At 66.0% G+C, this 21,039-nt stretch carries 20 protein-coding genes and 1 pseudogene; 18 read left to right on the top strand and 3 right to left on the bottom strand.

The window, feature by feature from the left end; all coding sequences use genetic code 11:
- Window positions 1-571: 571 nt before the first annotated feature.
- The 13 genes and pseudogenes from HSX43_RS18470 to HSX43_RS19730 all read left to right on the top strand — a co-directional run.
- Window positions 572-2,701: a type VI secretion system Vgr family protein gene (locus tag HSX43_RS18470; RefSeq protein WP_179381618.1), complete on the top strand. Its 2,130-nt coding sequence runs from the start codon at window positions 572-574 to the stop codon at window positions 2,699-2,701.
- Window positions 2,702-2,708: 7 nt separating this feature from the next.
- A complete protein-coding gene (locus HSX43_RS18465; protein WP_179381617.1) occupies window positions 2,709-3,557 on the top strand; it encodes a hypothetical protein in 849 nt (282 codons plus the stop codon).
- Complete coding sequence (locus HSX43_RS18460) at window positions 3,557-3,730, top strand: hypothetical protein (protein ID WP_179381616.1); 174 nt, start codon at window positions 3,557-3,559, stop codon at window positions 3,728-3,730. The genes HSX43_RS18465 and HSX43_RS18460 overlap by 1 nt, the downstream gene beginning before the upstream one ends.
- A 314-nt stretch (window positions 3,731-4,044) precedes the next feature.
- Window positions 4,045-4,809: a hypothetical protein gene (locus tag HSX43_RS18455; protein WP_179381615.1), complete on the top strand. Its 765-nt coding sequence runs from the start codon at window positions 4,045-4,047 to the stop codon at window positions 4,807-4,809.
- Window positions 4,810-4,812: 3 nt separating this feature from the next.
- Window positions 4,813-5,223: a hypothetical protein gene (locus tag HSX43_RS18450; RefSeq protein WP_179381614.1), complete on the top strand. Its 411-nt coding sequence runs from the start codon at window positions 4,813-4,815 to the stop codon at window positions 5,221-5,223.
- A complete protein-coding gene (locus HSX43_RS18445) occupies window positions 5,205-5,909 on the top strand; it encodes a hypothetical protein (RefSeq protein ID WP_179381613.1) in 705 nt (234 codons plus the stop codon). Before HSX43_RS18450 ends, HSX43_RS18445 begins: the two co-directional genes overlap by 19 nt.
- Before the next feature lie 85 nt (window positions 5,910-5,994).
- A complete protein-coding gene (locus HSX43_RS18440; protein WP_179381612.1) occupies window positions 5,995-6,417 on the top strand; it encodes a DUF2515 family protein in 423 nt (140 codons plus the stop codon).
- Between the two features lie 6 nt (window positions 6,418-6,423).
- Window positions 6,424-6,648, top strand: coding sequence for a hypothetical protein (locus HSX43_RS18435; RefSeq protein WP_179381611.1), 225 nt, complete (start codon window positions 6,424-6,426; stop codon window positions 6,646-6,648).
- A gap of 10 nt (window positions 6,649-6,658) precedes the next feature.
- Window positions 6,659-7,501: a hypothetical protein gene (locus HSX43_RS18430; RefSeq protein WP_179381610.1), complete on the top strand. Its 843-nt coding sequence runs from the start codon at window positions 6,659-6,661 to the stop codon at window positions 7,499-7,501.
- A 565-nt stretch (window positions 7,502-8,066) separates the two neighbouring features.
- A complete protein-coding gene (locus HSX43_RS18425; protein ID WP_179381609.1) occupies window positions 8,067-8,318 on the top strand; it encodes a hypothetical protein in 252 nt (83 codons plus the stop codon).
- Between the two features lie 137 nt (window positions 8,319-8,455).
- Entirely contained in the window at window positions 8,456-9,052 is a 597-nt protein-coding gene (locus tag HSX43_RS18420; protein ID WP_328795523.1) for an N-6 DNA methylase, read from the top strand.
- 917 nt (window positions 9,053-9,969) lie between these two features.
- Window positions 9,970-10,431, top strand: coding sequence for a hypothetical protein (locus HSX43_RS18415; RefSeq protein ID WP_179381607.1), 462 nt, complete (start codon window positions 9,970-9,972; stop codon window positions 10,429-10,431).
- Window positions 10,432-11,582: 1,151 nt separating this feature from the next.
- Window positions 11,583-12,327 (top strand): annotated as a pseudogene (locus HSX43_RS19730) (integrase core domain-containing protein); the annotation flags it as partial.
- Between the two features lie 379 nt (window positions 12,328-12,706).
- On the opposite strand, the gene HSX43_RS18405 reads toward HSX43_RS19730, so the two are convergent.
- Window positions 12,707-14,119 carry a mannose-1-phosphate guanylyltransferase/mannose-6-phosphate isomerase gene (locus tag HSX43_RS18405; protein WP_179381605.1) on the bottom strand — a complete coding sequence of 471 codons (1,413 nt, stop codon included), beginning with the start codon at window positions 14,117-14,119 and terminating at the stop codon, window positions 12,707-12,709.
- A gap of 69 nt (window positions 14,120-14,188) precedes the next feature.
- Entirely contained in the window at window positions 14,189-15,025 is an 837-nt protein-coding gene (locus HSX43_RS18400; RefSeq protein ID WP_179381604.1) for an amidohydrolase family protein, read from the bottom strand.
- A gap of 67 nt (window positions 15,026-15,092) precedes the next feature.
- On the opposite strand from HSX43_RS18400, the gene HSX43_RS18395 reads away from it, so the two are divergent.
- Complete coding sequence (locus HSX43_RS18395; RefSeq protein ID WP_179381603.1) at window positions 15,093-16,184, top strand: mannitol dehydrogenase family protein; 1,092 nt, start codon at window positions 15,093-15,095, stop codon at window positions 16,182-16,184.
- A 4-nt stretch (window positions 16,185-16,188) separates the two neighbouring features.
- On the opposite strand, the gene HSX43_RS18390 is transcribed toward HSX43_RS18395, so the two are convergent.
- Window positions 16,189-17,094, bottom strand: a complete 906-nt coding sequence (locus tag HSX43_RS18390) for a GntR family transcriptional regulator (RefSeq protein ID WP_179381602.1) — start codon at window positions 17,092-17,094, stop codon at window positions 16,189-16,191.
- Between the two features lie 118 nt (window positions 17,095-17,212).
- On the opposite strand from HSX43_RS18390, the gene HSX43_RS18385 reads away from it, so the two are divergent.
- Genes HSX43_RS18385 through HSX43_RS18370 form a run of 4 tightly spaced genes read left to right on the top strand, consistent with a single transcriptional unit; the run spans window position 17,213 to window position 21,019 of the window.
- Window positions 17,213-18,241: an ABC transporter permease gene (locus HSX43_RS18385; RefSeq protein ID WP_208454669.1), complete on the top strand. Its 1,029-nt coding sequence runs from the start codon at window positions 17,213-17,215 to the stop codon at window positions 18,239-18,241.
- Window positions 18,242-18,269: 28 nt separating this feature from the next.
- Window positions 18,270-19,199 carry an ABC transporter substrate-binding protein gene (locus tag HSX43_RS18380; protein WP_179381601.1) on the top strand — a complete coding sequence of 310 codons (930 nt, stop codon included), beginning with the start codon at window positions 18,270-18,272 and terminating at the stop codon, window positions 19,197-19,199.
- Between the two features lie 57 nt (window positions 19,200-19,256).
- On the top strand, window positions 19,257-20,024 hold the full coding sequence (locus tag HSX43_RS18375; protein WP_208454668.1) for an ATP-binding cassette domain-containing protein: 768 nt from the start codon (window positions 19,257-19,259) through the stop codon (window positions 20,022-20,024).
- Entirely contained in the window at window positions 20,021-21,019 is a 999-nt protein-coding gene (locus HSX43_RS18370) for a zinc-binding alcohol dehydrogenase family protein (RefSeq protein WP_179381600.1), read from the top strand. Before HSX43_RS18375 ends, HSX43_RS18370 begins: the two co-directional genes overlap by 4 nt.
- Window positions 21,020-21,039: the final 20 nt, after the last annotated feature.

Below are 21,039 nucleotides of genomic sequence, written 5' to 3'. Positions count from 1 at the left end.
ACGGACAACCACCGGACGTGGTCTACCGCGCCGGCACGACGATCATGCAACCCGACCAGGAGGCCCAGAGAGTAGCTTAGAAAACGCCAGATCCTGTCCAAGGATCGGGGAGCACCTCAGTTCCGCATCGGTACCGGTTCGACTGCGCTCGACATGCAGGACGCGATCCTCGTGAAGTTCTTCTGCGTCTTCGCAGAGGCGAACGATACGGCCTTTGAGGAAACGGAGTTCTTAACCATGGGCTAAGAGCTGACCGTCACACCGCAGGCGTGGCCGGATAGCAGGACGACTGCGTCCTTCGAGGTTGGGGAGGACCGAGACCTCGTTCCGACGGCGGTCGAGCATAGCCTCTGTGGGCGACTTGTCGGACCTGGACCTCCAGGCGCGGTTGTGGGCCCTGATAAGATCGACGCAGCGCTTCTCCGAAGCGCCCCCGGAGTGAGGGCGGCGGCATGTCGGCGGCGGGGTACGGCCGCTACGCCGCCTTCGCCTTGCTCTCGCCGCTCTCTTTGAGGATGGTGGTCCCATTTGGATTTGATTTTGAAGCCCCGTCTTGGAGGCGGTCGATTAGATGAACGCGTTTTTCTCGCAGGACGCCCGTCAGGGGCGGCTCACGACGGCTCTGGGCAAGGACGCGTTGGTCCTGTTGCGGATGGACGGGACAGAGGAGCTCAGCGGCGATTTCGAGTGGCGGGTCGAGGCGCTGTCGACGCGGGGTGACGTGGACCTGCACGCGCTGCTCGGCACCCATGCGACGGTGGAGGTCGACCGCGCGGGCGGGACGCGGCACTTCGACGGGGTGGTGTGCGAGGCGAGCCATGCGGGCGTGTCCGAGAACGGGTTCCGGTATGACCTCGTGCTGCTGCCCTGGCTGCACGTGGCCGGACTGCGGCGGAACATGCGGATCTTTCACAACAGGACCGTCGTGCAGATCGTCGAGGAGGTGCTGGGCGCCTACGCCGACCTCGGCGATCCGCATCTGGAGGTGGCGCTCAGCGAGACCTATCCCGTCCTCGAATACACCGTCCAATACGGCGAGAGCGACGCCGACTTCGTGCGCCGCCAGCTGGAGCGCTTCGGGATCACCTGGTCCTGGGTGCACGGGGCCGGCACCCACGCGATGCGGCTGACGGATATCCCCGAGAGCCACGCGCTCGTGCCCGGCGGCAGCCGTCCCTATTACGGCGTCGAGGGTCATCACCTGGCCGAGGAGGAGCACTTCCGCACGTGGTCGACCGCCGACCGGATCACCACGGGGGCGGTGCGGCTGACGGAGTACAACTTCAAGACGCCCAAGGCCGCGCAGGAGGTGGACCGTCTCGGTGACGCGACCCACGCCCACGGCCAGGTCGAGAGCTACGACTGGCCGGGCGACTACCTCGACCAGGGCGAAGGCCGCGGCGTCGTGGCCCGCCGGGCGGATGCGGAACGCGGTCAGGCCCCGCGCCACCGGGCGACGGGCTTCGTGGCCTCGCTCGCGGCGGGCGGGCGGGTGACGCTCGGGGGTGACGAGATCGCGCGGGCGACGGGTCGGACGTTCCTGTGTCTGAAGGCGACGCATCGGTTCCGCTCCCAGGCCTACGGCACCGGCGAGGCGGGCGGCGACGAGACGCCCTACGAGGGGACCTACGTACTCATGCCCGACGACGCGCCGCTGGTGCCGGAGCGTCGCACGCAATCGCCGAAGGTCCAAGGCCCGGAAACGGCCGTCGTCGTCGGCGAAGGCGAGATCGACTGCGACGAGCACGGCCGCATCCTGGCGCGCTACCACTGGGACCTCGACGGCGCGCACACCATGCGCATGCGGGTCAGCCAGAACTGGGCGTCGAAGGGCTGGGGCGGGATGGTCATTCCCCGCATCGGCATGGAGGTCATCGTCGAACACCTCCGCGGAGACCCCGACAAACCCATCGTCACGGGGTGCGTCTACAACGGCGCGAACAGGCCGCCCTACGAGCTGCCCGAGCACAAGACGCGTTCGACGTTCAGGACGGACACCCATCAGGGGCGCGGGTTCAACGAGCTCAGGTTCGAGGACGAGAAGGGCGAGGAAGAGATCTTCGTCCATGCCCAGAAGGACCGAAACGAGAAGGTCCGCCACAACCACACGGAGCGAATCGACAACAACTTCGTCCAGTCTGTTGGGCACAACCGCGCGTTCGAGGTCGACAACAACAGCGACGACGTTGTCGGAGGCAACATGACCCTGAGCGTCGGCCCCGCCTATGTGGGCAACGTGAACGGAGCGGCTTCTCTTGACTACTGGCAAGGCGTGGGATCCTTGGGCGTCGAGTTCGGCGAGCGCGGCCGCTCCCAGCGGGGAGAGGGCAACCTCTCGATGCGGGTACAGGGCAGCGCAGGTCATACTGTCGACCGGCATGTCGTCTACTCGGTCGGCCAGAGATGGGATCAGCAGATCGGCAGAGATATGAGCCTTGACGTCGGGACCCATCTCGACGTGGCAGTCGGTGGAAACCACGTCGATAGCGCCGGTGAGAAGAGGATTGTTCAAGCGGCCCGGAAGATCGAGCTCGTCTGCGGGAGAGCGCGGCTAGCGCTCCATTCTGACGGTCGCGTCCAGATCAGTGGGCGGACCCTCAATCTCTCCTTGGGCGAGCGCGTTTCTCTGTTCACCGATGCCTTCAAGGCCAGGGCACGCAAGACGTTCGCGGTTCTGTCGGGCCGTGTAGACCTGAATTGAGGACACGATGGCGCAGGATGGCATAACTTTCGATGGAGAGGTCGTCAGCGGGGGCGGTGACGGCGAAAACGAAGCTCTTGAGATCGAGATTCCCGATACAGATCCGGACTTCTTGATCCAGGCCGCGAACAAGAACCCGCCCTCGGCGTGGGAACGCATCCGAGCGATGATCTCCGGAGCCGCCGAGGGCGCGTATTCGTGGCCGTTCGACTACACGCTCTGCGTGCATTGGATCCTCGGCCACGCCGGTTTCTATGGGGCCCGGGTCCAGCAGAACTGCTTCTACCACCGCGACCGGATCCTCGACGTTCTCGGTGCTGGCGTGCGGGTGATCTACTACCTCATCTTCCGCGGGCTGCTTTGGCGGCTCCTCACCAACGAGACCGCGCAGAACGCAGCGCGGGACCACATGCTGCCCGAGGATCGTGAGGCCTTCGATCGAGCCTTGGACCGGGCGATTCCGGATGAGGAGCGCCGCGCGCAGATCGTCGGCCGCTATGCGTCAGGCCAGTTCTTCACGCGTTGGATGCAGAGCAGGATCAGGCGGTGCGGCGGGGGAAACCTCGAGACCAGGGGTATCGCCTGGACGAACACGATCATGCTGATGTGGGGCTCGGCGATCCATGCATCGCACAAGCACCCGAGCGACTTCGGCATTATCGAGATTTTCATCGCGTGGATCACTGGCGATGCGGAGGCCGAGATCGACACGGAAACATACGTCACCCTCTTTCGTGCGGCGCAATCGCTGACCGAGAGTGCGGAGTTCATGGACGCACTCGGTCCCGACTTCGAACTCTACCGCGAGTTCATCCAGGCGCTGCTTGACTTTGGTCGGGCGGGCGGACGGTCGTGATGGGCTTCCTGCGCTACCTCCTGCGGTCAGCGGTCGACTTTGGCGGTCAACTGCTGACGGGCGTTGGGTTTATGCTACTGCTTGGCGGCATCGTGTCGCAGCTCTGGATCGCGGCTGCCGTCGGCGTCGCCCTAATGGGGCTCGGTTTCATTGCGATGCGGGGAGGAGACTGAGGATGCCCAGCGGCATCCGCCTCGCTGACACCGGTTCCGGCTACGTCTGCCACTTCCCGCCAACGCCGGCCATCGGTGCGTCCCCGGACGCCGTCCTCAACGGCATCGCTGTTGCGTGCCTGGGTGATAGCTATGCTCCGCGCGCCTGTCGCACCTTTCCAGCACCAAGGTGATGACCACGCGGCGCGACCTGCCAGGCAATGCGCCGATCGCCCTTACGTGAGGTGGGAATACAACCCGGCCTCGGACCGCTTCGAATGGCTGTATGACGTCCCCCCGATGGACAGCCTCGACAATGTATTGGAGCGATAGGCATGGGACGGTTTCCCGAGGTCACGGAGACGCAGCTGCTCGAACGCGCGCGGATGGCGGAGATATCGACCGACGCGGATGTCCTCGCCGCGATCATGCGCTTCGACCATTGGGTGAAGCGGCAGAATCTGCCGTACACGGACGCCGTCGCGCAGATGCTGCACTTCATGCGCGACACGATGCAGGCGCAGGTTCCCCTGCGGAACGCGCTTCGGCAGCGGCTCGACCCGGAACTTGACGAGATGATCGGCGCGGCGGACCGGGTGGACGACAGGCTGTCCTACGCGGTCCGCGAACTGGTCGGCGCGTTCCGTACGGATGCGAACGCCATCAGCTACGACCCACGTGTGTTGTATTTGGGAACGGTCATCGGGATGGCGGAATTTTTTCTGAAAGACTCGAAGGACTTGATCACAGTCGAGAGTCTTTACAACGTCACCTTCAACCAAGCCATCTTCGATAAAATTAGCTATGTTGGAGAACTTGGCGCTCCAGGGACACCCCTGACGGAACGTGAAACTCGCGACGCTCTTGAGCCCTTCGAGACCGCGATCCTGCGAAGCTATTTCAACATATCCTTCCACGCCGACAACATGGGTGGCCGCAACGTCTGGCAGGAAGGCGAGGAGATCGCCCTCGGTATCTACCGCTTCATCCAAAGTCCGGCCTCCCGCGGGCAGCTCTGCTCGCTGCTGCCGCCCGCCGCGCGCAAGAGCGAATGTCAGCGGGCGACCGCCGCCGCGGGCACGCCCTTCGCCAAGGGTTGACCGGTGTCCGCCTCGCCTCCCCCGTCGGATCTGCAGGCCGCGGTCGATGCGGCGATCGCCCATGCGCTTGACGCGGGGCTTCGCCTCGTCGTGACACTCGACGGCGGGCGGATCCCGTCGATGTCGGACATGCTCGAAGAGCTGGATCTTTGGGGCGCGCCGCTCCTCGGTGGCAGCCTGACGCGTCAGCAGGTCGAGGCCGGGCCCTGGATGATCGTGCCGGACCTTGCACCGCAACGCCGGCCCGCGCCGGCCTTTGATCCGGACGTGGACCCGGAGATCGTCGCGGCGGCGCTGGCCGATGACATGCGCAGGGCCCTGGAGCCGGCGACGAGACCGGCGGCGGCCAGCTGTCGGAGGCCCCGCCCGTGGCGCGGGCGGAGGCGGAGGTCCGCATGGCGCTGGACCGCCTGATGACCGCGCATCTGGAGCATGCGCCCGTTCTGCACGCTTTTCCCGACGGGGCGGATGCCGATGCCGTCCGCCGCCATCTTCGCGGGCTGAACCTGATCCGGCTCGCCAGGCGGCCCCGTCCGCGGCACCCCGACGTCAGCGGTACCGAGGAGGTGACCTTTCGCCACGCCGACGGACGTGTGCTTGCGGCCCTCGCCCCCATCCTACGGCCAGATCAGACGGCACGTCTCCTCGGTCCCGCCCTGGGGCTTTTGACCGTCGATCCCGATGCGGGGGCCGAGGGGCTGGTGACGATGGTCCCGCCCGATACCGAGGTGATTGTATCGTCCGACCCAATCACCCTGGACGCGGCGCAGGTCGACGCGCTGGAAGATGCGCGGGCCGCGCCGCTCGATGCTCGCCTCTCGGATTATGCGGCCGCGCATATCCCGGGGGCGGCAGCGATGCCTCCTGAAGTCCGCCTCGACCGCGCGCGCACCCTGCGATGTGTCGTATACGATCGCACGACCTTCCGCGCCGACGCCCATGTGCGCGACCTCATGGAGATCATCTGGCATCACGGCCCCGACGTGCTCGACCGCGACGACGTAAGACAGATAACGGCTAGGCCGGGATGGTCGCAGGAACGCAAGTGCACCCGCCTGCTCGACCGCCTGGTCCCCGCTCCGACGCGAGGGGCCGCCTGACGTGCCGCAGGACTTCAGCACCCAGACCGCCAGCCCCTCCGCGACGGCCACCTGTCCCGATACCTGCGAGGAGGCGGCGGCGTAGGTGCAGGCCGAGGTGGACCGGATCAACCGCGTCCCCGGGGCCATCGACCGCAACGTGGCAATCACGGAGGCCTACGAGACGCTGGCCCGCGACATGCCCGAAAACGACTGGGTCCGCCTCGCCTCCTACGTGTCGGTCCAGGGCGGCTGCGCGATGAAGGAGGCGGATAGCTTACTCTCCCGTCTGGCACCCGACGGGTTCATCTCCGCGGACGGCATGCTCGACGCTCTGAAAGACGCGAACACCACGATCTTCAACAGCATCCACCCCGCCCGGTTCGCAGCGAATTGCGGGCTGGAGAAGCTGAGGGAATGCGCCGCGGAGGGCGCGGTCGAGGTGCCGCCCGACATCATGGAAGCCCTGGAGAAGATGGAGGCGGGCGACCTGCGCGGGGCCGCGGACCAAGTTGCAGTTTACGAATAGAGGCGCGTGGTCCAGCCCGTCTACGACCGCCATCCGACCGGCTTCGAGGACATGGCCCAAGGTGAGGGGCTGATGCCGGGCGACCAGACATCGATCCCGGTGGCGAAGACCTGCACGCGCGACAACCTTGTGCCGCTAGGGGACCGCGACATCACGAACCCGCTGGATCGGGTTGATTACTACGGCGACTTGATCGATCGCATGTACGAGATCGAGGGGATCACGCGATGAGGAGACGAAGATGGTCAACCGACGCTTCGTTGCGCTTGCATTGGCGCTCGGGGTCGCGGGCCTCGGTGCAGCCTTCGCCGCGTGGCGCATGGGCCGTGACGCGCCCGTGACGCTTGACCCTCCCGCAACGCTGGAGCTCCGGCTCCTCGGGTCCGTCCCCGACCTTCTCGAGCTGCCGCCCTCGGTCCTTGATCTGGGAACGGTCGGAATCGAAGGGCTGAAGGACGTCGGAGCACTCTTTTTCCAAGCCTTGGCGTCGTCGAACGACGGACCGGACGGATACATCGTTCGGTTCTCGGATGACGGCTGCGACCCCGTAGCGTTATCGGCGGGTCGTATGACCTCAGTGTCATACGAAGCCTTGTGGATCGTTTCCGTGAATGCCGTCCTGCCGATGGAGCCGCTCGCGTTCGACGCCGCCCGCGCGCTGGCCGAAGACATCGACGCGGCAATGACGCGCGCGGGATGGGAGCGGGTCTTCCACCGTCCCGAATTCACTCCCGGCAGCATCGCCGAGAAGATGGTCAACGCGCACACCTTGTCGCGCTTCCGCGTCTGCGGACGGCCCGGCACCACCGCCCAGATCACCGTCGAGAGCTTCAACGACGGGCCGAGCGGCTATTCGATTCCGCCCGCCGCGGCCGGCAGCAGCCCGCCCGACGAGGTCCCCGACCTCTACCTCCTGCGCATCGACGTCCGGGCCGCCGACGTGTTCTCTGACAGGGCGCCCGATCTGAAGTCCGAGGTCGAAGCCCTCACCCGCGCCCGTCGCCGCGCCCTGACCGGTGACCCGAACACCCCAATCCTGCTCCAAACATGGCTCGACGACCCGGACTGGCGGCCGGAGGACTGATCGCGATCACACAGTGACGCAGAGGGTCCTGGATAGAGGGGATGTCGTTCATAGAGGTTCAACGAAGCGACCGGGTGAAGTCGAAACGACAAGCGCGAAGTCCTCGGCCTCTGGAGGTTGGAAAACGCAAAATAAGCGGCAATCTTTTCAATGCTCGCCAACCACGGTTGGACAAACCTAAGTCTTTGCCCATTAAAACCTCTTCCCGTCCTACCGGGGTCGCCAGCCCAACAAATTCTGAGAGCCAAGGACTCCGGAACCTTTTGATCGTCGCCGCTCATGCCCGTTGGAGGCCACGGCTGTCCCTCGCGGCCTACGCGCCGCGCTTCGAAAGGAGGTTGATATACCTACTGTCACGTCTGTCATTCCCTCCCACCGGTTGTGCTTCGACCCGGTCCCCCGCCAGATAACGGTCCAGAGTCGCCTGAGAGTCTTCCTCCGCCAGCTGCGTTTGTCCCGAGCAAATGAAGCCTTCGATGACGCATACCCCCGACGGGCAAGACGCCACGCGGAAGATGAGTTTTACGACAGACCCGATCCGCTCACCGACCGTGCGAGGGCGTATGTGCGCTGCAAGGAGGCGGCTTCGGGCCTGTCGCATCTCAAAAACGAACTTTCCATTCTGCAAGACGGGTTGCAGGTCAACCGGATCGAGATAGAGCATGATGCCGACGAGATCGCGGCCGCCCTGTACGACGAGATGTCGTGGATGTCCGTCGCAACAGAAGTCGTCTGGCATGGACTGCGCGACTCCGCCCGGCGGGGCCTCGCCGGGCTGCGTTTCCCGCCCATGATCCTCGTCGGCCGCCTGGGATAGGCAAGAGCCATTGGTGCCGGGCGCTCCTGCGTCGTCTTGCGGTCACGACGATGGCGATAGATGCGACGGACGAGCCTGCGACATTCGCTTTCGTTGGGAGCCAGCGTGGCTGCGGAAGCGCCGCCCCATGGCACGTTGTGTCCAGCATCCTCCGCGAATGCCACGCGGGCCCGCTCGTGATCGTGGATCTCGACGCGCTGACCGCCGACCAGCTGCAGGACTTCACGCATCGAGAGGGAATCCGCTGTAGGCTTCCCAACCGGCTTTTCTCGGCGAAGTGGTCGAACTTCGCCTTCGTCCAGCGTATATTGCATCACCTGGCCGGGCACGGGACCATGATGGTGCTGCTGCCCCATGGCGTGCTCTTCCGCGGCGGGGCTGAAGACGCAATCCGGGAGTTCGTCTTGCGCCGCAACGGGCTGGACGCGGTGATCGGACTGCTGGCCAAAGACTTCTTGGGCACGGGCATCCCGACCTGCCTGTTGGTGCTGCGCAAGTGCAAGGAGGTGGAGGACGTCCTGTTCGTCGGCGCGTCGGGGTGCTTCGAGAATGCCAAGACCCAGAACGTCCTGCGCGACACGCATGTGGAGCGCATCGTGGGTGCCTATGCCGAGGAGGGGATCGAGAATGCCGAATGCTTCACACTGCCCGTAGAGCGCTTCTTATGGACCGCGGAACTCAACATGACGGATCACCTTCCAGACGCAACTGGAAGCGCCGCACAAGCGCAATGACCGCAAGCCGCAGCTCGAAGCCTGCATCACCGACGATGAGCTCGAACAGCTCTTCGCTTTCTTCGTTGCCGAATACCACCAAGACGAGCGCAGGACGCTCGGTGGTCGCACTCCCACGCCGTATGGGTGGTCTTTCATGACTGGGGCATCGCTTCGAACCCACTCGGATGTCCTCGCCCGCACGACTCCGTGAGGCCATCGGCTTCCACGTCTACGCTTTGATCGGGGCAAATGGCATCCGATATGTCGGACATCGGTACGCGAAGGCGTTTCTACGTTACGAACGTCTCAAGGCATCGGAGGCGCGAGTCGTTGACTTGGAGAGAAACGTCGAGGTCATTGTAGACTCGTTCGACATGGGGGATCGCCCTTTGCATCGAGGAGGATCCGATCTCCATTTCCTCGGTGGATGACCGGTTGAGCGGTCTCTCGCTACGGAAGGCACTCGTCAAGCGTGAGACGGCGAAGGAGAAACTGGCCCGCTCCTGTTTGCTGTGCGACGAAGCTCACGCCACCTGGCAGGGGCGCCTTCGGAAGATCATGCGATCAGCCGATATCGGCATCCCAAGCTACACGCAGGCAGAATACGAACGGGCCACGAAGGAGGAGTTTGGCAAGGGCCTGCACGGGGGGGGGTTCACGGACCGCGACGAGTATCGGTCGCCGTTCGAGATGTCCCTCCCTACCGAGGGAACCGAAGCGTCTCCTGCAGGGCCGGCAGCACACGAAATGGCGACCGATCGCGGTGTCGTCAACACCAGGGCCACATCCGAACAGGTGGAATACTCCAAGCCGACGCATTTGAGCCCGAGACACAGGTCGAAGAGGTTGAGGAAGCCCCGGTACCCCCACCAGCGTGGGCCGGTTCAGAGCCATTGAGCCGCGGCGCTTGCAGTGCACGAACTGGAGGTGGATCAATGAGTCTCCAGGCGCTCGTCAACCGGCAGTCGGGCCAGGTCGAACCATCGATCGCGACCTGTTTGGAGCTCCGGGATGAATTCGTCCCGACCCCGACTTTCAAGAAGTTCTTCGCTCGCCTTTTCTACGTCCCGGAGCTTCGGGGTGACCGGATGAAGATCGGATCGGGAGGGATCAAGGGACTGGCTCTGATCGATCCTCCCGGCACCGGGAGGACCAGAATGTTCCGGATGACGGCAAACCTCTACGCCGAGAGCGTCGAGGCCCTCGATGGTCGCCAGTTCGGCTCGAAGGGGGTGACGGTCACGGTGCCCAACCGGGCATCGGTTGAGGCCATGTGCTGCGAGATCCTCCGCCAGCTGGGCTACCCGATCACCGGCACTCGCACCGAAAGACTGCCTAGTCACCCGCGTGATCGGGAAGTTGGAGAAGCATCGCATGGTCGGCCTGCATCTCGATGAGTTCGAGGATGCGGGGAAGCACGCTTCGAAGGCCAGCCTCGAGATGTTCACCGGGCGCTTCCTCAACCTGACGCAGTCCGCACGGTGGCCGGTATCGCTGATCCTCAGCGGGACCATGGAGGTTCGTGCCCTTCCAACGTCGACAAGTCGCTCGCCCGGCGAACGCAGCCGATCGAGATCCCACCCATGGACATCGACGTGGAAGGCGTCGCCATGCGACAAGCCATCCAACGAATGCCCGCGAAAGTCGGCATGGACGACGACGGGCTACTTCGGAACAGACGGCTCCAGGCCCGACTTATCCAAGCGGCCGCCGGGCGCTTCGGGATATTACTCGAAATCGTGATTGAGCCATCTAGGAGGCGTTGCGGAAAGGGGCGCGGACGCTGGCTGCGGATCATTTCGCTGAAGCGTACTACCTCCGGACCGAGGCCGATAACGAATTGAACCCCTTCGTTTGTCGATCAGTAAAAGGCGATCGACACGACGAAGCTACTGGACCGGTACCGAGAAGAGAGGGCACCTCCTAAGAAGCGAACGGCTAAGCGGATCCAACAGATCGTCGAACGACCGGTCCGAGGTTCATGTGCGACCCCCATCGAACGGGGGCAGCATTTTTTCCATTCTCAACCGGTAGTGCGAAGCACGAAGTCATTTTTTGGATATCGGAAGTCATATTTTCGGTGCTGAACTCGGCAAGCCTGATTTGTCGGGACATCGTATAACTCTTTATTTTAATTACAGAGATTTTTCCAAGTCAGTGTTCGGATGACGGACATCATGAGGAAATCTCGGATGCACCCATGGGTGTGTGGAACAAACAAACAGGGCGGGCGCTTTCGAAGCATGTGATGCGATGCACTGGAGTTGGAGTTGCCCCGCTTTCGCGGACCCTTTGAGAGTATAGCCGGAGGTGTCCGAGATGATCCGTTGCCGCCCAGCCTTTCCGCCGGAATTCAGGCGGTAGATGATGGCTTCGTTCGCGCCGGTCGGGTGCCCCGGGAGCTATCGCGCGCGTTCGAGCCGAGTGGGGCCTCGATTGTCTGTTGGGATGTGCGGGCTGGTTCGCGGGCTGTGCATCGCGTGGGCGTGTCGATCCGCGGGCGTCGCCAGTGTGGTGCCACTGGTTCGAGCCTGCTGGCGACGGGGCTTTGCGTTTCGCCGCCTCGACGTTTCACGACAAGTCCCGGTGTGCCGATCAGGCTGCCGTCGAGAGACGGATCCAGAAGATTGCGGAGACGCGCGTGCGCGACGGGTACCGGCGCGTGCACGTGCTGCTCAGGCGAGAGGGTTGAGTATCAACATGAAGAAAACACGCAGGACATACAACGAGCTGGGCCTTCAGTTGAGGGACAAGTATCCCAAGCGGCGGGTGAGGGCGAAGCTGTGCGAAGATCGCCGGGAAGCCGTCGGGCCGAACGATGTCCGGGCAATGGGCTTCGCCCACGACCAGCCCGCGACGGCAAGAAGCTGCGGATCCTGACGGCCGTGGGCACCTACTCGCGGTACTCCCGGCGACCGATCCACGGTTCCCGTATCCGCGGAGAGCACGTCGTCCAGACCCTGGAACGGGTCTGTCGGGTGAGCGGCGATCCGAAGAGGGTCCGCGTGGATAGCGGTTCAGAATTCGCGTCGTGCGACCTCGACCTATGGGCCTGCGCCAACGCCGTCGTGCTGGACGTCTCCCGGCTGGGAAAGCCCATCCGGCAACGTCTTCATTCACTGCCCGGCAGGGCATCGCACAGCGATGTTCCGAAAAGGGAGGCGTTCAACTCGAAGCTCCGGGCCGCGTGCCCGACCGTGCACTGGTTCATGAGCCTTGCCGACAGCCGCGAACAGCTGGAGGCTTGGCATGAGGATCACAACGAGGTCCGACCTTACAGCGCCATCGGGTCAATGCCCCGGCGGACATCCACACTCCCGACGGATCACCCAGCCCGCCGTCGTGACCAGAAACCGAAAACTCTCGGCCCGGGCGCTCCACAGAAAGGGCGCGGAGCACCGCGCAACGAACCCCACCTCAATTCGAGAGAGAAACAGACCTCAGGTCATCGAACCCGACCGTCGACAAGCTGTACCACGGTTCGAATGCGCCACGGGCCCTGCTCCTTTTTGCAGCTTTATGACCCTGCAAGAGAGGGCCGCGTTGTTTGTCCGGATTGAAGTGTTCGAGGGAAAATGTCGCGCTGGAATCCTTATTGAGAACGTCGCACAGGAGAGGCTCTTCATGAGCCCGCGGAAAACGGCCGTTTCGTTCCGAAAACCGTTCCCACCCCTACCGCGCATAAGGATCGTCGTACCGCGTGATGTCATCCTCGCCGAGGTAGGCACCCGTCTGCACCTCGATCAGTTCCATCGGCATCTTCCCCGGGTTCTCGAGCTGGTGCATCTCGCCCAAGGGGATGAAGACCGACTGGTTCTCGCCCACGAGGCGCTCGGTCTCGCCGATGGTCACACGGGCGGTGCCGGCGACGACGACCCAGTGTTCGGCGCGGTGGACGTGGCTCTGCAGGCTGAGCGCGGCACCCGGGTTCACGACGATGCGCTTCACCTGGAAGCGCTCGCCGAGGATCAGCGGCTCGAAGAAGCCCCAGGGTCGGTGGTCCTTCGGGAAGGTGTCGGCCTGCGGCACACCCTCGGCGCGGAGCGTCTTGACGACCGTCCCGATCTCCTCGGCGTGGGCACGGTCGGCGATGAGTACGGCGTCGGGCATGGCCACCGCGACGATGTTGTCGAGCCCGAGGCCCACGATCTGCTGCCCGCCGTTCTCGGCCCGCAGGAGCGTCTCGCGGCAGGCGACGGCGAGGGCCGGCCCGTGCTGCGCGTTGGCGTCGGCGTCGGTGCTCGTGTGACGGTGCACGGCCTCCCAGCCGCCGAGGTCGGACCATTCTCCGTCGTAGGGCACGACGGTCAGGTTGTCGGCCTTCTCCATGATCGCGAAGTCGATCGACAGGTCGGTGCAGGCAGCCCAGGGCCCGGCATCGAGGCGCAGGAAGCCCAGGTCGGGCCGCGCGCGCCCGATGGCGTCGCGCACATGCGCGAGCGTGTCGGGTGCGTGCCGGGCGAAGGCCGCGATCAGGGTCTGCACGGTGAAGAGGAAGATGCCCGCGTTCCAGAGAACGCCGCCTTCGGCCAGAAGCGCGTCGGCGCTGGCGCGATCGGGCTTCTCGATGAAGGTCACGGGGGTCGAGCCGGTGCCGGGCCGAAGGTAGCCGTAGCCGGTTTCCGGCCGGTCGGGCTGGATGCCGAAGGTGACGATCTCGCCCTCCTGCGCCGCCGGAATCGCGGCCTGCATGGCGGCGCGGAAGCCGTCACCGTCGGGAATGAAGTGATCGGCCGGGGCAGCCAGGATCACCGCGTCGGGATCGAGCTGCGCCGCGCGCAGCGTCGCGGCCAGGATCGCGGGGGCCGTGTTGCGCGGTTCCGGCTCCAGGAGCATCGCGCCGGGCGAGACGCCGACCTCGGCGAGCTGCTGGCTGACGATGAAGCGGAACGCCTCGTTCGTGACGGTGACTGGCGGAGCGAAGCCTGGCCCCGTCAGGCGCAGCGCGGTCTGCTGGAAGAGGCTGCCCTCGCCCACGAGGGTTGAGAACTGCTTGGGGTAGCTGCGGCGCGAGAGCGGCCAAAGCCGGGTGCCGGAGCCGCCGCAGAGGATGACCGGCGTGATCGTGGGCGTTTGGCCGTCCATGGCTCCTCCGTTTCACGGTCCCGTGAGGAGCCTAGACCAAAGGATCGCGACTGCCGAGATGGTTTCGCGCTAGCCGGTAGTCCCATAAAAACACGCGGCGGTGCCGCCGAGCACCTCGGCCCGCTCCCCAGCATCTAACCCGGAGAGCAGCGTATCCCGCGCTGCGATCCAGCCGTCGTAGGAGCCGGCCAGCTCCAGCACCGGCCAGTCGCTGCCCCACATGACCCGGTTCGGTCCGAAGACCTCCAGCACGTGATCCGCGACCGGGCGCAGCCCGTCGACCGTCCAGCCGTCACCCGCCTCGTTGGCGAGGCCCGAGAGCTTGCATGTCACCTGCGGCAGGCTGGCGAGCCGCTCCATCCCGATCCGCCACGCCTCCCCCGGGTCCGCCACGCCCGCGATCCGGGGCTTCGCGCAATGGTCGATCACGACGGGCAGGGCCGGCAGGTCGGCGGCGACCTCGGCCAGCACCGGCAGGTGGCGCGGCTGCACCAGCGCATCGAAGCGCAACCCCCGGCGCGCGATCTCGGCAAGGCCGCGTCGGGCCTCCGGGCGTGCGATCCACCCCGTTTCCTCGATGTCCTGCAACATCGGGCGGAGGCCGACGAGCTTCGGATGGGAAAGCGCGTCGAGCCGCTCGGGCAGGTCCTCCGCCGCGAGGTCGACCCAGCCGACGACACAGCGCACGAAGGGCGTGGTGTCCGCGATCGAGAGCAGGAAGCGGGTCTCGGCCTCGGTGGCGGCGGCCTGCACGAGGATGGTGCCTCCGATCCCGTGCCGCGCCAGGTGGGGCGACAGATCTTCCGGCAGGATGTCGCGGCGGATCGGCGCGACGCTGTCGTCCATCCAGTGGTAGTCCCCGCGGTCTATCCGCCAGAAATGCTGATGCGCGTCGATCGCCTCCACGCTCGTCTCCTTGACGCAGATTGTCTCATCTAATTAAAAACCGAAATCCATTGCGGAGTCACGGCCCATGCGCACCCCCGTCCTCCAGTTCGGCACGAGCCGCTTCCTGCAGGCCCACGCCGACCTCTTCTTCTCCGAGGCCCGTGACGCCGGGCAGGACGTGGGCCCGATCACCGTGGTGCAGACGAGCGGGGACGCCGGGCGTGCCGAGCGCCTCGCGGCCCTTGCGGCGGGGTTCGACGTGCGGATCGAGGGGCTCGAAGACGGCACGCCGGTGCAGCGCACGACCCGGGTGACGAGCGTGGCGCGCACGCTCTCGACCGCGACCGTATGGGAGGAGGTCGAACGCGTCTTCGTCGACGAGGCCGAGATCGTGCTCTCGAACACGGGCGACCGGGGTTATGCGCCCGCGCCCGGCGACGGCGGCGATGGCCCGGTGCAGGAGCTGTCGTTCCCGGGCAAACTCACCCGCCTTCTCGCCGCCCGCCACGCCGCCGGTGGGCGCCCGATCCAGATCATGCCGATGGAACTTCTGCCCGCGAACGGGATCGCGCTGCGCAATCGCGTCCTGACGCTCGCGCGGGGTGAGGCGTTCACCGGGTGGCTGCGCAGCGACGTCACCTGGGTCAATTCCCTCGTCGACCGCATCGTCTCGCAACCGCTGGAGCCCGCCGGGGCCGTCGCGGAGCCCTATGCGCTCTGGGCGATCGAGGCGCAGGCCGGGCTGCGGGTGCCCTGCGATCACCCCTGCATCGAGGTCGTGCCGGACCTTGGCGAGATCGAGGCGCTGAAGCTCTTCATCCTGAACGCCGCGCACAGCTGGATGGCAGATCAGTACCTGAAGGACCCGGAGTTCACCCCGGTCCTCGTGCGGCAGCTCGTGGAGCGCCGCCGCGCAACGCTCGACCGGCTCTATGCGCAGGAAATCCTGCCGGCCTTCGAGGCGGCGGGCCTCGGCGACCGCGCACGCGCCTACGTGACGACGACGATCGAGCGTTTCGCCAACCCCTATCTCGACCACCGGATCGAGGACATCGCCCAGAACCATGCCGACAAGGTGGAACGCCGCATCGGGGCCTTCCTGCGATGGGCCCGGGCGCAGGGCGATGACGGGCCAAAGCCGATGCTGACGCGGATCGCGGAGACTCCCGCGTCGTAGGCGCTCACTCGGCCCGGGTCTGCACCCGGAGCGACTTCAGGAGCGTCTGCTTCGACGTGGCCAGATGGGCCCGCCCGGCCGCCAGTGCCCGGTCGAGGTCGCGCGAGCGCAAGGCGTCGAGATAGGCGAGATGCTCCTCAATCGCGGCCTCGTTGCGCAGCCGTTCGTCGGATTTGTTCCACTGGAAGTGGTAATGGAAGATGAGCGAGATCAGCTTGCGGAACTCGGCGACGAAGCGGTTCGTCACCACGCCGTTGATCGCCATGTGAAACCGCTCGTCGAGGCGCGAGAAGTCGTGGTAGCGCGTGTCGATCTCGGTCAGGAGGGCGCGGTGATCCGCCTCGATCTCGGCCAGCTGCTGCCAGACCGGGTGCTCCTCGGGCAGGTCGATCAGCTGCCGCACGGCCTCCAGCTCGAGAAGGGTGCGGAACTCCGACAGCTCGACGGCAAAGCCCGGCGTGAAGCCCCGCAGCACCCAGCCGCCGCGCTTGCGCCGCTCGACGATGCCGAATCGCAGGAGCGAGGAGAGAAACTCCTGCAGCGTGTGCGGCGCGACGCCGAACTGCCGCGAGAGCTTGGTGATGTTGAGCGTCGTCCCGGGCGGCACGTCGCGGCGCAGGATCCAGTCGAGGAACCGGTCCTCAAGCGCCTCGACCGACAGGAGAGGGACCGGCGCGGCGAGGCGATCGGCCGGCAGGGGCCGGCGAACCAGGGTCTTTTCGCGGCCCGCCCAGCGCAGAAGTCCCTCATCCCGGAGGCGGGTCAGCACGCCGCGCACCACGGTCCGGCTGACGCCGAGACGGTCCGCCAGCCCGTTCTCGGACGGCAGCGATGCGCCCACGTCGAGCCCGGCACACAGGTCGAGCGCGGCGTTGTGGGCTTCGATGAAGCGGACGTTCGTGCGGGCCAAGGCGCACTCCCAAAAGTTGTATTCGTTGACGTGTCTTTCGGAATTAAAAACATTTGACCGAACGGATTGCGACTGTCTAGCGTCTTTTATCCAGAAAAAACACTTTGGCGGATCCGCCTTGACCGACGCCACGACCATAGCCTCCGCTCCGGCCCGCAAACGCCGCCGTCTGCCCGGCGGCTCGACGTTGCACCGGCTGTCGGCGCTGGCGACGCTCGTGCTGCTGATCGCGCTCTTCAGCTTCGGCAACCCGGCGTTCCTGTCGGTGAACAACGGGCTGACGATCCTTCTGCAGACCTCGGTGATCGGCCTTCTGGCAATCGGGATGACCCTCGTCATCATCACCGGCGGCATCGACCTGTCGGTCGGCTCCGTCCTCGCCCTTGCGGGTGTCGTGGCCGGCCTTGCCATCAAGGCGGGCGCGCCGGTGCCGCTCGGCATGGCGCTCGGCGTGGCGGCGGGCGCGGCCTGTGGCGCGGTGAACGGCTTCGTCATCACCAAGATGCGGATCACCCCCTTCGTCGCGACGCTTGGCATGATGATGGTCGCCCGCGGCCTTGCCCTGCAACTGACCGGAGCCGCCCCCATCAGCCGTCTCGGCAACACCTTCGGCACGCTGGGCAACGGCAGCCTCTTCCGCATCGTCGAGGAGGGGGCCAACGGCTTTCCGCGCGTCGTGTTCCCCGGCATCCCCTATCCCGTGATCCTGCTCGCCGTCCTGGCGCTCGGCGGGGCCTACCTGCTCAACCGTCGCTCCATCGGCCGCCACATCTACGCCGTCGGCTCGAACGAGGAGGCCGCGCGGCTCTCGGGCGTGCGCGTGGATGCGACCAAGATCTGGGCCTATACCGCCTCGGGCGCGCTTGCCGGCGTGGCAGGCATGGTGCTCATGTCCCGCCTCGTCACCGTGCAGCCGAACGAGGGCGTCATGTACGAACTCGACGCCATCGCGGCGTCGGTCATCGGCGGCGCGTCGCTGATGGGCGGGGTCGGCTCGATCTCGGGCTCGATGATCGGGGCCTTCATCATCGGGGTGCTGCGCAACGGCCTCAACATGGCCGGCACCAGCGCCTTCATCCAGCAGATCGTCATCGGTGTCGTCGTGATCGCCGCGGTGTTCATCGACCAGATGCGTAACCGGCAGTAGCCGGATCATTTCCAAGGGAGGAAAGACAATGAAGAAACTCATGGCAACGACGATTGCGGCAACCCTGCTTGCCGGCGCGGCGCAGGCCGGCGAGATCGCGGTGATCGTGAAGACCACGAACTCGAACTTCTGGCAGAACGTGAACAAGGGCGCGACCGCCGCGATCGAGGGGCAGTCGGAGCACACGATGACGTTCAACGGCCCCGCGTCCGAATCGGCGGTGAACGACCAGGTGGCCCTCGTCGAGAACGCGATCAACCGCGGCGTTTCGGCGATCGTGCTCGCCCCCTCCGACCCCGAGGCGCTGGCCCCCGTCGTCAAGCGCGCCTTCGAGAGTGGCATTCCCGTCGCCATCATCGACAGCGGCCTCGCCGAAGGAAACGAGGAGTACTACCAGGCGTTCCTGTCGACCGACAATTGCGCGGCGGGCAAGCTCGCCGCCGACATGATGATCGAACAGGCCGGGTCCGAAGGGAAGGTCGCCGTCATGTCCTACGTCGCGGGCGTCGGCTCGGAGATCGGGCGCGTCGGCTGCTTCGTGGAGCAGATCGAGGGCAATTCCGACCTCGAGATCGTCGGGCCGTTCTACAGCCAGTCGCAGATGGCGACGGCGCTCAACCAGACGACCGACATCCTGGCCGCGAACGAACTCGTCGGCATCTTCGGCGCGAATGAGCCCACCGCCATCGGCATGGGCCGCGCCATCGAGCAGGCGGGCAAGGCCGGCGAACTGGTCGCGATCGGCTTCGACGGCAACGCCGACCTGCAGGACATGGTGAAATCCGGCACCCTCGCCGCAACGGCCGTGCAGGGCAGCTTCCAGATGGGCGAGCTGGGCGTGAAGGCGGTGATGGACATCCTCGCCGGCAACGAGACCGCGGACTTCATCGACACCGGCGTCGTGATGGTCACGCAGGAGAACATCGAAACCCCCGAAGCGCAGAACGTTCTGTACTGAGGGGTCTCCCAGTGGGGTGGCCTCCGGGCCACCCCCGAACCCGCGAAAGGCCAGCCCATGTCCCCTCCCCTCGTCGCCATGCACGGGATCGAGAAGCACTTCGGCGGCGTCGAGGCGGTGCGGGACGTGTCCGTCGCGCTCAACCCGGGCGAGGTCGTGGGCGTGCTGGGTCACAACGGGGCCGGCAAGTCCTGCCTGATGCGCATCCTCTCGGGGGCCATGGCGGCGAGCGGCGGGCATATCGAAGTCGACGGCAAACCCGTCCGCATCGACAGCCCGCAGGACGCCCGCGCCCATGGGATCGAGACGATCTACCAGACACTCGCGCTCGCCAATCACCTCGACGCGCCGGCAAACCTGTTCCTCGGCCGGGAACTGAAGACCCGCTGGGGCAACCTCGACGACAGGCGGATGCTGTCGGAGGCCCGCAAGGCGCTGCACCGCCTGAACCCGAACTTCAAAAACCTCGGCGACCCGGTCGCGCGCCTCTCGGGCGGGCAGCGTCAGGTCATCGCCATCGCCCGCGCCATCTATTTCGACGTGAAGATCCTCATCATGGACGAACCGACCGCCGCGCTCGGCCCTTCCGAGACGGCGATGGTCGCGGACCTCATCAAGACGCTGAAGGCCGAGGGCATCGGCATCTTCCTCGTGAGCCACGACATGCACGATGTCTTCGATCTCTGTGATCGGGTCATGGTCATGAACAAGGGGGCCAACGTAGGCGATCACGACATCCGCGACGTCACCAAGGACGACGTGCTGAGCCTCATCGTCAAAGGCACGCTGCCGGAAGGCTGGGCCCCGCGGAGGGCGGTCGCATGAGGGTCGGCACCTGCGTTGCCCCGGGCTCCTTCGCGGTAGAGGAGCGGCCCGCGCCCGAGGTGCCCGAGGGCTGGGTTCTGCTCGACATCTGCTCGGTCGGCATCTGTGGCACGGACTATCATATCCTCGAAGGCAAGCACCCGTTCCTGAACTACCCCCGCGTGATCGGGCACGAGCTCTCGGCGCGGGTGGCTCGCGACAGCGCGGGCTTCGCGGCGGGCGACCTCGTCGTGGTGAACCCATATCTCGCCTGCGGGACATGCCGGGCGTGCACGCGCGGCAAGCCGAATTGCTGCATGGCGATCGAGGTTCTGGGCGTCCACCGCGACGGCGGCCTCGCCGATCAGCTGGCGGTGCCGGCGGGCAACCTCTACCCCGCGACGGGCCTCACGACGCGCGAGGCCGCGATGGTCGAGTTTCTCGCCATCGGGGCCCATGCCGCCGCCCGCGCCGAGCTTCGACCGGGCGACCGTGTGCTCGTGACCGGCGCGGGGCCCATCGGCCTTGGTACGGCGCTCTTCGCCCGCATCGCAGAAGCGGAGGTGACCTTCCTCGATATCTCGCCCGCGCGCCTTGCCACCATGCGCGACACCTTCGGCTTCGACGCCACCCACGGCGCGATCGCCGACGCGATGGCCACGACCGAAGGCGACGGCTTCGATGCGGTCTTCGACGCGACCGGCAACGCCCGCGCGATCGAGGCGGGGTTTGCCGCCGTCGCCCACGGCGGCAGCTATGTCCTGGTGAGCGTGGTGAAGGACGACATCACCTTCGCCGACCCGGAGTTCCACAAGCGCGAGATGCGCCTCATCGGCAGCCGCAACGCGCTCCGCGCCGACTTCGAGACGGTGATGCAGGCTTTCCGCGACCGCCGCATCGACGCCGACGCGCTCTGTTCGGCCACGCTGACCCTCGAGGAGCTGGCGGGGCGCTTCGCCGGGCTCGCCGCCGACCGTGCCGATCTGGTCAAGGTGATGGTCGACCTGCGCCCCTGACGCGCGCGGGGGCTTGCGCC

This window comes from Jannaschia marina (genome assembly GCF_013404595.1).
GTDB classification, from domain to species: domain Bacteria; phylum Pseudomonadota; class Alphaproteobacteria; order Rhodobacterales; family Rhodobacteraceae; genus Jannaschia; species Jannaschia marina.
This window is presented reverse-complemented; position numbering and strand designations above follow the sequence as displayed.